This is a genomic window from Desulfotomaculum sp. OF05-3 (genome assembly GCF_003435535.1).
GTDB lineage: Bacteria > Bacillota > Clostridia > Lachnospirales > Lachnospiraceae > Pilosibacter > Pilosibacter fragilis.
Genome location: NZ_QWGO01000012.1, coordinates 1 through 14,767, shown reverse-complemented (window position 1 = coordinate 14,767; position 14,767 = coordinate 1). Strand labels below are relative to the sequence as shown.

Annotated in this window: 9 protein-coding genes; all 9 read right to left on the bottom strand. The window is 51.3% G+C overall.

Going from position 1 to position 14,767, the window contains the following annotated elements; genetic code table 11:
- Positions 1 to 6: 6 nt before the first annotated feature.
- Positions 7 to 1,338 (bottom strand): 16S rRNA (cytosine(967)-C(5))-methyltransferase RsmB, encoded by a 1,332-nt coding sequence (gene rsmB, locus DXA87_RS08180; RefSeq protein WP_117503833.1) that lies wholly within the window; start codon positions 1,336 to 1,338, stop codon positions 7 to 9.
- Entirely contained in the window at positions 1,328 to 2,053 is a 726-nt protein-coding gene (locus tag DXA87_RS08175) for a zinc metallopeptidase (RefSeq protein WP_015554621.1), read from the bottom strand. Before DXA87_RS08175 ends, rsmB begins: the two co-directional genes overlap by 11 nt.
- Before the next feature lie 94 nt (positions 2,054 to 2,147).
- Positions 2,148 to 3,074, bottom strand: coding sequence for a methionyl-tRNA formyltransferase (gene fmt / locus DXA87_RS08170; protein WP_117503831.1), 927 nt, complete (start codon positions 3,072 to 3,074; stop codon positions 2,148 to 2,150).
- 1 nt (position 3,075) lies between these two features.
- Entirely contained in the window at positions 3,076 to 3,552 is a 477-nt protein-coding gene (def, locus tag DXA87_RS08165) for a peptide deformylase (RefSeq protein ID WP_015554623.1), read from the bottom strand.
- A 37-nt stretch (positions 3,553 to 3,589) separates the two neighbouring features.
- On the bottom strand, positions 3,590 to 5,809 hold the full coding sequence (gene priA / locus DXA87_RS08160) for a primosomal protein N' (RefSeq protein WP_117503830.1): 2,220 nt from the start codon (positions 5,807 to 5,809) through the stop codon (positions 3,590 to 3,592).
- A 36-nt stretch (positions 5,810 to 5,845) separates the two neighbouring features.
- Positions 5,846 to 7,234, bottom strand: coding sequence for a UDP-N-acetylmuramoyl-tripeptide--D-alanyl-D-alanine ligase (gene murF, locus DXA87_RS08155; protein WP_117503940.1), 1,389 nt, complete (start codon positions 7,232 to 7,234; stop codon positions 5,846 to 5,848).
- A 56-nt stretch (positions 7,235 to 7,290) separates the two neighbouring features.
- Entirely contained in the window at positions 7,291 to 8,781 is a 1,491-nt protein-coding gene (locus tag DXA87_RS08150; protein WP_348982212.1) for a UDP-N-acetylmuramoyl-L-alanyl-D-glutamate--2,6-diaminopimelate ligase, read from the bottom strand.
- Between the two features lie 64 nt (positions 8,782 to 8,845).
- Positions 8,846 to 10,516, bottom strand: a complete 1,671-nt coding sequence (locus DXA87_RS08145) for a formate--tetrahydrofolate ligase (protein ID WP_117469672.1) — start codon at positions 10,514 to 10,516, stop codon at positions 8,846 to 8,848.
- A 92-nt stretch (positions 10,517 to 10,608) separates the two neighbouring features.
- The gene (locus DXA87_RS08140) at positions 10,609 to 13,704 is read right to left on the bottom strand and encodes a DNA translocase FtsK 4TM domain-containing protein (RefSeq protein ID WP_348982213.1); all 3,096 of its coding nucleotides are present in this window, start codon (positions 13,702 to 13,704) and stop codon (positions 10,609 to 10,611) included.
- Between the last annotated feature and the right edge of the window lie 1,063 nt (positions 13,705 to 14,767).

Genomic DNA, 14,767 nt, shown 5'->3' with positions numbered 1-14,767 from the left:
GCAGTATTATTTCTTCTTTTTGAACACAGCGATAAAGAAGCCGTCGCAGGGATGGAGTCCCGGAAGAAGCTGGATCCTGTTCTCCTCGCAGGAACTCTTAAGAGCCTCCGGCAGGAGATCTGCGATCCTCTTCTTTTCAAACGCCAGATGCTTCTCGATCCAGTCCGCGTTTTCTTCATTCTCTTCCTCAGTGATCGTACAGGTACTGTAAACAAGCGTTCCACCAGGTTTTATATACTGAGTCACCACAGAAAGGATCTCCCTCTGCAGCTTCGCGAGATTTTTGATCTCATCTCTCGTCATCCGCTCTTTGATATCCGGTTTCTTTCCGATAATTCCGAGACCGGAACATGGGAGATCTGCCAGAACCACATCTGCCTGCTCCACCATAGACGGATCCAGAACTGTCGCGTCCCAAACGTTCGTGCGAATGTTCCGGAAGCCGCAGCGCATGATATTCTCCTCAATGAGATCCGTCTTTCTCCCGCTCACATCTCTCGCTTCCACCATGCCGGTACCTTTTAAAAGATCTGCCGCATGCATGGCCTTTCCTCCCGGAGCTCCGCACACGTCAAGAACGAAATCTCCCGGGGCAATAGATGCCATCTGTGCCGCAAGGGAGGAGCTTGGATCCTGAACTGTGATCTTACCTTCCGTGAACGCGCACACCCGGTCTAAGTAGTCGAAACCACGGATCGAAGCGATCCCCGGAAATGTCCCGGACTTTTCCACCGTAATGCCCTGATCTCTCAACTCTCCGATCGTTTTCTCCGCCGGGGAGATGCTCTCGTTAAAGCGCACCGTAAGGGGGCGTTCCTCTAAAAATGACGCAGCAATGGTTTCAGAAGTCTCTTTTCCATACATCTCCTCCCACATGGATAACATCCACCGGGGGATCGAATAGCGCTCCGAAGCGTCCTTCCAGACAAGTTTCCCTTTTTCTCTGGAGACCGTCCGCAGGACACCGTTCACAAAGCCGGAAAGCCCCTGGAATTTTCGTTTCTTTGCGAGCTTTACCGCCTCATTGCAGACCGCGGAGTCCGGTACACGCTCCATATACAGAATCTGGTAGACCGACATTCTGAGGATCTCCCGGATCACCGGCTTCATTTTTGCGGTCTTCACCTTCGAAAAGCGGTCAAGCACTGCATCGATCTGGATCCGGTACTCCAGAGTTCCCTCCACGCATCTTGTGATAAACGCGCGGTCCTGACGTTCCAGAAACAGGTACTTTTCCAGTGCCTGCTTTAAAACAATATGGCTCAAATTATGGTTTTCGAGGACTTCCAGAAGGACGTCAAGGACGACCTCCCGGATATTTGTCGTATTATCTGTCACGTCTGTTTCTTCCTCCAAAGAGAATTATGAGACGGAGAAGCTGTAGGATCGAAGTCGCTGCTGCCGCCACATAGGTCAGTGCCGCCGCGTTCAGTACTTTTCTCGTCCCGTTTACTTCCTCGCCCGCGAGAATGCCCTGTGCATCCAGAAGTCTTACCGCACGGGCAGACGCATTGTACTCTACCGGAAGTGTCACAAGCTGGAACAGCACCGCCAGAGAGAACATTAAGATTCCGATCTCCACCAGCGGAGAACCAAGTCCGCCGAACACAAGTCCTAAAAGGATCAGCGGCCAGGAAAGACTGGAGCCGAAGTTTGCCACCGGAACGAGAGCACTCCTGAACCGTAACGGTGCATATCCCTCATTGTCCTGCATCGCGTGGCCGCATTCGTGGGCAGCAACACCGATAGCCGCAACGGAAGTCGCTCCGTAAACGGACTGGGACAGGTTTACGGTCTTCGTCCGCGGATCATAGTGATCGGTAAGTTCACCGGCGATCTGCTGGACCGTCACATCGTAGATTCCCTGCGCATTTAAAAGGCGTCTCGCCGCCTCCGCGCCTGTCATGCCAGTCATGCTGCGGACTCTGGAATATCTCGAGAACGTGGAATTTACACGTCCCTGAGCCCAGAGAGAAAGGGCAACTCCGATCAATACAAGGATGATCGTCGGATCAAGGCCATAACCATAACCGTAACCATACATTCCGTACATAAAACATCTCTCCTTTCGATCTCGTTTCTGTCGTCCCGGCAGCCGGCTTTTCAGCCGGATTTTTCAGGACCGCCCGCGGCATCACCCGCGAAGCTTACCCGCAGAAACTTCCGTCTTCCATCTGGAAACCGCGCAGGAAGGAAGCTGTATCCATCCGCTTCTTTCCCTCAAGCTGAAGCTCCTTTACATCAAGGACACCCTCTCCGGTCTCCAAAAAAAGCCGGTCCTTTGTCACATGAATCTTTCCCGGAGCTCTTTCTCCCGGAAGATCCGTAACCTCTGCTGACCAGATTTTCATCGTCTTTCCGGCATATGATGTATATGCGCTTGGCCACGGATTTAAGCCGCGGACAAGACGCTCAATGGACACCGCGTCCTTCGTCCAGTCGATATGTCCCATTTCTTTCGTGAGCATCTTCGCGTAGGAAGTACCGGACTCTCCCTGCGGAGTTCTCGTGATCGTTCCGTTTTCCAGTCCCTTTAAAGTGGATAAGATCATGGATCCACCGAGGGCAGAGAGCTTGTCAAACAGGCTTCCGCCAGTCTCTTTCTCATCTAACGGGATCGCTTTCTGTTCCAGCATATCGCCGGTATCCAGCCCCACATCCATCATCATGGTCGTCACTCCGCTCTCCTTCTCACCGTCAATGACCGCCCACTGGATCGGGGCAGCCCCGCGGTATTTCGGAAGCAGGGACGCGTGTACATTCACGCAGCCGTATTTCGGAAGATCCAGAATGGACTTCGGAAGGATCTGACCAAATGCGACGACAACGATGACATCCGGTGCCATCGTTTTTAAAAGCTCCACAAATTCCGGATCCCGCACCTTTACCGGCTGGTATACCGGGATTTCATACTCGATCGCTTTTTCCTTTACAGGAGTCATAAGGACGGCTTTTCCGCGCCCCTTCGGCTTATCCGGCTGTGTCACCACAGCCACAACTTCATGTCCGCCCTCAATGAGAGCAGTCAGCGTCGGAACCGCAAAGTCCGGCGTTCCCATAAAAACAATACGCATACTATTCCTCATCCTCTCCGGCTGTATCCTGAAGTTCGCCTTCTACGAGATCGACGTAAAGTTTTCCATCCAGATGGTCGCACTCGTGGAGAATGCATCTCGCGAGAAGTCCGTCTGCCTCGATCTCATACTCTTCCATATTCTCATTGAGAGCTTTTGCCTTTACATGATCCGCGCGGGTCACCTGTCCGCATTTTCCCGGAACACTTAAGCAGCCTTCCTGACCGGTCTGGCTTCCGCTCGTCTCGAGGATCTCCGGGTTGATCAGCACATACTGGTTTCCGTCCTCCACATCGATAACCACGACGCGCTTGCGGACACCCACCTGCGGTGCGGCAAGGCCGACGCCGTTATTCTCATACATTGTCTCAAACATATCTTCGATGAGCTCAAGGGTCCTCTCATTCATTTCCTTTACCGGCTTACACTCTTTTGTAAGGATCTCATCTCCGATGGTTCTGATCTGTCTGATTGCCATTTTATCTTATTTCCTCTCAATTTTTTATCGAAAACTACTAAGTCAGATCGTACTGGACGAACACATTCCGGAAAAGATCCGGGATGTTCTCCCGCTTCCGGGCGCAATTTCTGACTTTTAATAGTATATCATAACTTTCATGTTTCATATATAAAATTTTTCTGTAATTATCATTAAGTTTGTAGGGGGAATCCTCCACCGGACCGATGACCTTCAGTCCATCCAGTGCATATTCCCTCAGAATGACCCGTTTCATATCCTCTGACGCACGGATCACATCCGCCTCCCTCTTTGAGGAAAGACTGATAGTCAGAAGCCTCACAAGGGGCGGATATCCCATCATCTTCCGGTACAGAAGCTCCTGCCGGTAAAACTGCAGATAGTCCTGCTCTGCCGCGGAGGATACTGCATAATGGTCCGGCGCATATGTCTGGATCACCACATCTCCCTGAAGCTCCCCGCGCCCGGCCCGCCCGGATGCCTGAGTCAGGAGCTCAAAGGTACGCTCTGCGCTCTTATAGTCCGGTGCATAGAGGGAGAGATCCGCTGCCATGACACCCACAAGGGTCACACTCGCGAAGTCATGACCCTTTACGATCATCTGGGTCCCAATGAGAATATCCGCCCCGCCCTCTGCGAAGGTGGTGAGGATTTCTTCATGAGCCCCTTTTTTTGCCGTGGTGTCCGCATCCATCCTTAAGATCCGGGCCTTTGGAAATTCCCTCTTTGTAAATTCTTCCAGTTTCTGGGTCCCCGTCCCAAAGGGCGCGATAAACGGGGAACCGCAGGACGGACATCGATCCGGCAGCGGCCGTTCAAATCCGCAGTAGTGGCATTTTAACCGTCCGTTTTTGTGGTATGTAAGACTCACATCACAGTGTGGGCATTTCATCGCCTTTCCGCAGGAGCGGCAGGACACAAAGCCCGCATATCCCCGCCGGTTCATGAACAGCATCACCTGCTGCCTGTTCGCCAGCCGGTCCTCGATCAGCCCTTTTAATCTCCGGCTGAAGATCGAGCGGTTTCCCTCTGCGAGTTCTTCTCTCAGATCCACAATATGGACCCCCGCCAGACGGCTGTTCTCCTTTGCCCTCTTTGTGAGGGTCAAAAGCTTATACTCGCCCTGTTCTGCCAGATAATAGCTCTCCACGGACGGTGTCGCAGAGCCTAAGACTACGGCTGCCCGGCTCATATCTGCCCGGACCTTTGCAACCTCCCTGGCATCGTACCGCGGTGCTGTCTCACTCTTGTAAGCTCCCTCATGTTCCTCGTCGATGATGATGAGCCCCAGATCCGGAAACGGTGTGAAAAGAGCGGAACGCGGACCGATCATAATATCGATCTCCCCGTTTGCCGCCCTCTCCGACTGCTCATAGCGCTCTCCCGCCGAAAGTCTGGAATTCATGATACCAACCCGGTTTCCAAATCGCCGGTAAAAACGCATCACGGTCTGGTAAGTCAGGGAGATCTCCGGGATCAGGACGATGGCCTGCCGGCCTTTCCGAAGGACGTAGTCGATGAGCTCCATGTAGACCTCCGTCTTACCGCTTCCCGTGATTCCGTAGAGCAGATAGGTATTACGCTGTCCGGAATCATAGTCCCGGATCACGGTCTCCGCCGCGTTCTTCTGTTCCTGATTCAGGGCAACAGGTCCGGTCTCTGGAAATCTGTTTCCTGCTCCCGGTTCTTTTTTGACTGTTTTCAGGTCCACGATCTCTTTTTCTACTAACGGTTTCAGCATCGCAGCCGTGATGCCGAGCTTTTCGGAAGTCAGCTTCAAAGGCAGCTCCCCGTTTTCAAGAAGTGCCCGGTAAAGCCTTATCCGTGCCCGGTATTTCTTCTTTTCCGCTTCTATAAGCAGCGTTTCGATCTCATTCTTCGGTTTTAAGGAAACGATCACACGTTCTTCCCTCGGCATCACCTTCGCCTTTACGGGAAGAACCGTCTTCAGTGCCTGATTCATCGTGGTGGAATAGCGGTCCTTCATCCAGAAGGCGAGGCAGATCATCTGAGTACGGATCGGGACAGCGCCTGTCTCCACATCCAGGAGCTCTTTCATTTTTTCAGGGTCATAATCTGTCTCTTTTGAGAGACCTACCACGATCCCTTTCCGTTCGGTATTTCCCTTTCCGAAAGGGATATTCACCTGAACTCCGGGCTTTACAAGCTCTTTCAGATGGTCAGGGATCCGGTATTGGAAGATCCGGTCCACATTTTTTACGGAAAGATCAATGATGACATCTGCATACGGTTCCATTTCGGATCCCTCCCTTCTCAAAACTTCCGGCCATTCCTACCTTCCGGCCATCTCCACGAATTGATCTGCCACAGCAGACAATCCCATGGAGTTGGATCCCTTAAAGAGAACGCAGTCTCCGTCCCGGATCTCCGCTTCCAGATATTTCACCATCTCCCCGCAGTCTGAAAATTCCACCACCGGAATCTCCTTTACCGCACGGACGCCTTCTGCCAGACTCCTGCATGCCTCGCCCAGCGTCACAACAAGATCCACGCCGGAATTGGCCGCGTACTCGCCCACCTCCCTGTGGTAGGCCAGATAATTCCCGCCAAGCTCCTTCATATCCGCAAGGACAGCAATATGGCGTTTTCCCGTGAGTCCCTGAAACACATCGAGAGCCGCCTTCATGGATGCAGGACTCGCGTTGTAAGAGTCATCCATCACCGTAAATCTTCCGTCGGCATAGACCTGCTGGCGGTGTTTGAATCCATGGAAAGTCAGAAGACCCTCCGCGGCTTCTTCCATCGTCATACCGCGTTCACAGCAGACCGCAATGGCTGCCAGGGCGTTCATCACATTGTGTGTGCCCATGACGTTCAAGAGGACTTTCTGGGTTTTTCCCGCATGAACAACCGTAAACTCCGTCTTTCCGTCCATGAGGACGATGTCCACCGCGCGGTAATCACAGGTTTCCCCGGTGCCATAGTAGACTGTCTTCACACCGGCCTTTCCCCTGGTCCTGCAAAGCATATCATCGTCGCCGTTTAAGATGAGGATGCCGCCATCGGAAAGTCCGTCCTGGATCGTCAGCTTCTCTCTGTAAATATTCTCGCGGGATCCAAGCTGCTCGATGTGGGTGATCCCGATGTTTGTGATCACTGCCACATCCGGCTTCGCGATCCGTGCGATCACGGTAAGTTCACCCGGCTCGCTCATTCCAAGCTCCAGAACACCCACTTCATCTTCTTTTGTGATCTCGGACACGGTAATCGGAACTCCTACCTGACTGTTGCTGTTGCCCGGAGTCTTGTATACATGAAACCGCGCGGAGAGTGCCGCCGCGATCATTTCCCTCGTTGTGGTCTTTCCGACGCTCCCTGTGACACCGACAATGGGCAGTGTCAGACGTTTTCTGAGGTAACGGCCTACGGCCTGAAGTGCCTTTTTCGTGTCATCCACAGCGATCCAGGCACAGGAGGTCTCCGCCATTTCTTCCGTTTTTTCCTTATGCTCACTTGTAAGCACCGCACCGGCTCCTTTTTCGGCAACCTGTTCCAGAAATTTATGTGCATCTACTTTCTCGCCGATGATCGGCACGAAAAGATCTCCGGTCTCAACCTGTCTGGAATCCAGGCGGATCTTGTTTAACATGACACCGTCATCTCCGGAGAGCAGTACGCCTCCGGTGGCAAGGACGATATCCTGAACGCTTACGTTCTCCATTCCTTTCCAATCTCCTTTACTGCTGCAGTCTGCGTCCCTCTGCGGACGATCATACATTATCCGTTTACCGCCTCTTCCACGACTTCCCGATCCAGAAAATGATGTTTCACACCTTCGATCTCCTGATAATCCTCATGGCCTTTTCCGATAATGGCGATCATGTCACCCTCCTCGGCGTTCCTGATCGCGTAAAAGATTGCTTCCCGTCTGTCCGGGATCACAAGATATGTTCCGTCCGTCTTCGCAAGGCCCACCTCGATGTCCTTGATGATGTCCTCGTTTTTCTCAAAACGCGGATTGTCGGCCGTAATGATACAGAGATCCGCCATCTTTCCACCGATCTCCCCCATTGAATATCTGCGATCTCTGGCGCGGTTTCCACCACAGCCGAATACACATACGAGACGCTTTGGATGATAATCCCGGAGTGTTGTGAGCAGACTTTCCATGCTGACCGCATTGTGAGCGTAATCCACGATCACACTGCACTTTTTCGATACGTGCGCGATCTCCATGCGACCATCCACGCGGACCTTCACGAGGGATCCAAGGATTGCCTGTTTTGTATGATCATCAAGCACACCGCTTCCACCGGAAAGCGCCAGAGTGCAGACCGCCAACGCCGCCAGAGCATTATCCGCGTTGAATTTTCCCGGCATCCCTACGCGGACTCTTCCGTCAAGCATGCCGTGGATTGAGAATTCAATTCCCACAAAATCGTGATTTGATGCATAGTGAATGTCATCACCCATGAAATCTGCGTTTCCGTTCAGGGCATATGTAAGAAGTCTGCAGGACGCATCCTTTACGACCTCATCGTAGTGGTCTGTCAGACGATTCACGATCCCCGTTTTGCAGACAGTAAGAAGCCTTGACTTATAAAAAAGATACTCTTCAAAGCTCTTGTGTTCCTTCGGTCCGATATGGTCCGGAGAAATATTTGTGAATAGACCGTAGTCGAACATGATCCCGCCGACCCTGTGAAGCATTAAAGCCTGAGAGGAGACCTCCATCACACAGCACTCACAGCCAGCTTCCACCATTTTATGGAAATAATCCTGCACCACATAGGATTCCGGTGTCGTATTGGAGGTCGGGAATTTCACATCCCCGATGACTGCGCCATTCGTTCCGATGAGACCGGTCTTCTTTCCGGCTGCCTCAAGGACCGCCTTGATCATATAGCTCGTCGTGGTCTTTCCCTTCGTGCCGGTGATCCCGATGGTGATCAGTTTCTCTGCCGGATAACCGAATCGCGCCGCAGAAAGCTCCGCCAGCGCGAGTCGTCCGCTCTCAACCCGGATCACAGTCACATCCGCCGGTACTTCCACTTCTTTTTCTACCACAAGAACTTTACAGCCAGCCCTTAATACGTCCGGAATAAACTCGTGGGAATCCCTGGTGCTGCCCTGAATGCACACGAATACGGAATCCGGTCTTGCCTTTCTCGAATCATAGATCACTTCATCTACGTTCTGGTCCAGACTGCCGCAAACCAGATCGTATTTCATGCGTTTTAACCAATCTCCAATTACCACTGTCGTCATCCTTTCTCATAACCCACACAGGCGGGAACATATGCGCCCGCCTGTGAGTTTTCTTACTGCTTTTTTAGAATAATCCTGTGATCTTTCCGTTCTCGTCCACGTCAATATTGTCCGCTGCCGGTTTCTTCGGAAGTCCCGGCATAGTCATGATGGAACCGGTAAGCGCAACCACAAAGCCTGCGCCCGCGCACACATACGCATCGCGCACAGTCAGGTCAAATCCTTCCGGACGGCCAAGCTTCTTCTGGTCATCGGATAAGGAATACTGGGTCTTCGCCATGCAGACCGGAAGATCGCCAAAGCCCATCTCTGTGATCTTCGCGATCGCCTTTTTTGCCGCCGGTGAGTAGCTTACGCTGCCCGCGCCGTAAATCTCCTTCGCAATGGTCTCGATCTTATCGGAGATTCCCATCTCATCCGGATATAACGGAGCGAAATCACTCGTTTTTTTCTCCAGGGTGTTTATTACCTTCTCTGCGAGTTCAATTCCGCCGTCTCCGCCTTTTGCCCATACCTCGGACAGCGCAAACTCACAGCCTCTCTCCTCGCAGAAGTTCCGGATAAATTCATACTCTGCCTCTGTGTCCGTGAGGAAGGAGTTTAAAGTAACGACAACCGGCACATGGTATTTCTGGATGTTCTCGATGTGTTTCTCGAGGTTTACGATACCTTTCTTCAATGCCTCAAGATTCTCCTCGGAGAGCTGATCCTTCGGAACACCGCCGTTGTACTTTAACGCGCGGACAGTAGCCACGAGAACAACGGCATCCGGATGGATCCCCGCCTTGCGGCACTTAATATCAAAGAATTTCTCTGCGCCGAGATCTGCGCCGAATCCTGCCTCTGTGATCGCCACATCCGCAAGCTTTAATGCGGTTCTTGTCGCCATAACGCTGTTGCAGCCGTGGGCGATATTCGCAAACGGTCCGCCATGTACAAGGGCTCCCGTGTGCTCTAAGGTCTGTACCAGATTCGGTTTGATGGCATCCTTTAAGAGAGCTGCCATGGAGCCGACCGCGTTGAGATCCTTCGCTGTCACCGGCTCACCCGCAAAATTATACGCTACAATGATCCTTCCGAGGCGCTCCTTCAAGTCCTTCATATCCGTTGCCAGACAGAGGATCGCCATGATCTCGGAGGCAACCGTGATCACAAAATGGTCTTCGCGGACGAAACCGTCTGCCTTTGCGCCGAGTCCCACTACAATGTTTCTCAGCACACGGTCGTTCATGTCAAGACATCTCTTCCAGAGGATCTGTCTCGGGTCGATTCCAAGAGTATTTCCCTGCTGAATATGGTTGTCAAGAAGTGCTGCCAACAGGTTGTTCGCTGTCGTGATCGCATGGAAATCACCGGTAAAATGAAGGTTTAAGTCCTCCATCGGAACGACCTGCGCATATCCGCCGCCGGCTGCTCCGCCCTTGATTCCAAAGCACGGTCCGAGGGATGGCTCACGGAGAGCAAGCATTGCTTTCTTTCCGCACTTTGTCATCGCCTGTGCAAGTCCGATACTGGTTGTGGTCTTTCCCTCTCCTGCCGGAGTCGGGTTGATCGCTGTCACCAGAACGAGTTTTCCATCCGGTCTGTCCTTGATCTCCTGCCAGAGCTCATTGGAGATCTTTGCCTTGTACTTTCCGTAAAGTTCCAAATCGTCCTCAGTAATTCCATATTGGGACGCAACGGTGGTAATCGGGAGCATCTTCGTCTCCTGTGCAATCTCGATATCGGTCTTCATAATCGGTATCCTCCTTTTGTAGTAGCATATCATTTCTGTGGATCTGCGGATTCCGCAGCCGGCAGCCATTTCAATTTCAACAGCCGCAGGCTTTAGTACCCCGCTTCCAGGAATTCTTCGAACTCTTCCATGGACATCAGGATCTTCCTTGGCTTCGTTCCTTCCTCTTCCCCTACAACACCGGCCTCGGCAAGCTGATCCATGATCCGGGCAGCACGGTTAAAGCCGATCTTGAACATTCTCTGAAGCATGCCGATCGACGCTTTATCCTTCTCGATAATGAACTTGCCCGCATCGGTAAACAATGCGTCCCGCTCATTCTGTCCGCCCGCTCCTCCGGCTAAGGAGGACTGGGTCAGTTTTTTCTCGATTTCCGTGTTATATCCTGTATCCTCGTTCTGTTCTTTTAAGAACTCGGTTACATTTGACACCTCGCCGTCCGATACAAAAGCGCCCTGCACACGGAGCGGCTTCGGATAACCGGACGGGTAAAACAGCATATCGCCGTTTCCTAACAGTTTCTCTGCGCCGTTCATGTCGAGGATCGTTCTCGAATCCACGCCGGACGCAACAGAGAACGCGATCCGTGACGGCACGTTCGCTTTGATCACACCTGTGATGACATTGACGGACGGACGCTGGGTCGCGATAACAAGATGAATTCCCGCTGCCCGGGCAAGCTGTGCCAGACGGCAGATCGCGTCCTCCACCTCGTTTGAGGCAACCATCATGAGATCCGCCAGCTCGTCGATAATGATCACGAGCTGCGGCAGTTTCTTCGGAATCTGGTCCGCAGGGATATCCCCGCTCTCCGCCAGAGTCTGCACCTTCGCGTTATACCCTTTCAGGTCGCGGACATTCGAGGAAGCGAACTTATTGTATCGTTCCATCATCTCTGCAACTGCCCAGTTGAGGGCACCGGCCGCCTTCTTCGGGTCGGTGACTACCGGGATCAGCAGATGTGGGATTCCGTTATAGACGGAAAGTTCAACCACCTTCGGATCGATCATAATGAGCTTCACATCATCCGGGGATGAGCGGTAGATCAGGCTCATGATCATCGTGTTGATCCCTACTGATTTACCGGAACCAGTCTGCCCGGCGATCAGAAGGTGCGGCATCTTTGCGAGGTCTGCAATGACTACCTGTCCGCCGATGTCCTTACCCACCGCAAAAGCCAGTGTCGATTTATGATTTTTAAATTCCGGGCTCTCTAAAAGGTCACGCAGATAGACCATGCTGTTGACCTTGTTCGGCACCTCGATTCCCACAGCTGCTTTTCCGGGGATCGGCGCCTCGATACGGATATCTGCCGCCGCAAGGTTTAACTTGATATCGTCCGCCAGCGACAGGATCCGGCTCACTTTTACCCCCTGCTCCGGGTGAAGTTCGTACCGGGTAACGGTCGGCCCACAGCTGATATTCGTAACAGTGACTCCGACACCAAAGTTTCTTAATGTCTGCTGGAGCTTGATCGCCGTATCCTTAAATTCCTGTTCCGACTGCCCCGTCACGGGAGCGCCTTTCTTTAAGAGGTCAAGCGGCGGGATCATATAAGGTTTCTTCGGTTTTTCTTCCGTCTGCCGGATCTCCTTTAATACCTCGTTTCCTGCCTCTTCCCTCTCGGCTGCTTCCCGCTTTCTTATTTCCGCCTTTTTCTTTATAATCTCTTCTGTATCTGTTTCAATGACTTTTCCGGACGCGGTCACGACCTGACGGTGTTGGTGTTCTTCGGACGGTTCCTTAGCGGCAGGAGGTTCAGGGGATTTCACGTTGCTGCCGTGTGTCACCGCATACGCGCGGCTTCCCGGCTCTGCTGCCTGAATCCAGTAGTCCTCATTTTCCACATAAGGTTCTGTGTCGAGAAATTCGTCATCTGAAAGATCGCTCATGGATCCTTCTCCGGATACAGGAATTCCGGCCGTCTTTTCATTTTCTTCCGTCTCCGGGAACTCGGTTTTTTCCTCCTCTGCCGTCTTCGAAGTCTCTGCAGTTTCGTCTGGCTCTGCAATTTTGTCTGGTTTGGCATTCTCTGCACGGAGTCCGTCCGCTCTTCTCTCCGTGTCCCTTCTCATGGACTCAAAGATCTCGTCATCGTCCGCCGCGGGCTCATCTAACGGGATATCCGGGATATTGGATAAGACGGACACCTTCGGTTTTTTCTCCCAGGCCTTTGTCTCCCTTTTCTTTTCGTCCGGGAACATATCCTCATCATCAAAGGCACTCTCCCCATGACTGATAAACACGTCCTCATCCTCATGGATTCCGGCCGGGACAGCATCTTCCTCAAACGGAACGCGTTCCACATCCTTCATCGCGTCTTCTCCGGACCGGCCTTCCTTACTCTGATCCTCACTGGAAGACTCCGGATTTTCTACCGGCCTGCCTCCCATCGTGATCTTTCCTTTAAAGATATCTGCAGGATCCGGCTGCATACTTCCTGTCTCCGCCTTCGGATCCGCCGTTTCTTCTTTATATGTATCGGAAACATCTATTTCCTGTTTCGTCTCATCTGCCTCGGACACAGCCTCAGCATCCACAACGCCCATATAGCCACCGGCAATTCCACCGAAATCCGGAGTTCTCGAGAGATCGGTCGCAGCAAGATCCACGCCCTGAACGCGCTGCTCTTCCCGGAGTCTGCGTTTTTCCTCCTGACGTTCCTCGTGGAGCTCTTTTCTTCTGCTGTAGTCTTCCTTTGCATACCGATATGCCTTTCCACTTCCGCTCTTAACAGCGGACACGAAGGATTTTTCCGTGATGCACACCAGTGAGATGATCATAAATACGAGAAGGACCACATAGGCCCCGATGGTTCCCACCGCTGTGTGGAGAACCATAACAAGGACACCGCCGATCACGCCGCCGCCAAGTCCACTTACTCCGGCGGACTTATAGATGTCGAGGATCGTCTGACCTTCCCGGTATCCGCCGCCGAACACAAGCTGCGCAAGACCACAGAGCACGATCAGAAGGACTTCCACCGCGATCATCTTGTAGACTGCCCGGATATTTCCCTTATTCGAAGCGTAGAATAACAGTTCTGTGAACAACAATAACGGAGCCAGATAACCGATACAGCCGAACACGCCCAGCATGATCCGGCTGAAAAAGTCACCGAGGAATCCGCAGATATGGAAGTTGCTCAAGAATAACAGCACACATACCGCGAAGGTGCCGAGGATCACTGCCTCAGACTGTAAGAATCCGGTATCTTCCTCATACTGCGGTTTCGTTTCTCTTCTCTTTTCGGAAGCTCTCGCCCCTGTCCTTGTTGTCTTATTCTTAGGCGTCTGTGCAGATTTCTGCGTTGTCTTTGATGTGGTTTTTGTTCTCGCAGACGCCTGTGATTGTTTTGTCGTTTCTTTTTGTTTTCTGGTTCCAGCCAAGTGCTTTTCCCCCTTTAATGTCTGCATCTGTCAAAAAATGTCAATGTATCTGAAAAAATGTCAAAGCAGTCGTGAAACTTATACAATGCCAGAAGCAGATTTCGCCTTTCAATAGATCTCTGCGTCTGGAGCAGTCATTAACTGCATCTAATTTTAAACATACAAGAATCCCAATATTGCTTCATAATCTGCTTTTTCGTTTTCTTTTCGGCTTTTATTTGCCTTTTTTTATCTCTTTCAGATGCAGTTCAGTGACAGATCAGTGCAGCAGCAGTTTATAATAAAAAAAAGATTCTAAGCTATTTTTCTATATTTAACTCGATTATTTGTGTATAATATTCATATTTATGTATTCTTATTCATTTTCGTTTCCTTGTTTAACCTGTTTTTCTATAAAATCTATTTATATACTATATTTAGTATTCTGGCATATTTAACTTTTTCTATTTTCATGTTTTATAGGTAATCATAGCAGTATTTCTCTCTTATTTCAAGTATTTTAATATTTAAGGATGCGAATGCGACTGAATTTTAACTGCAATTGCTTTAAATCATATAGTTCAAATGCAGAGACATTTCAACGGAAATAGGCAACTGTCTGGTCAAATCGTAGGCATTCCTGCTGCCTCTGCGGCTGTCACTTCTTCTGAACTGCGGATCAGCTCTTGATCATGATTTTAGTCCTGCTCTAGCTGCAGCTGTGATTGATTTCAGATGCAGAGGCGGAAAACATCAAACGGCCAGTTCCATTTTTCGTAAAACGCACATACTAAATAAAAAGGAGAATTATATGATTATTGTATCGATTATTCTTATTCTAATTAATTGTGTTAGAGCCCGGAGGAATCGACCACTCAGAGTC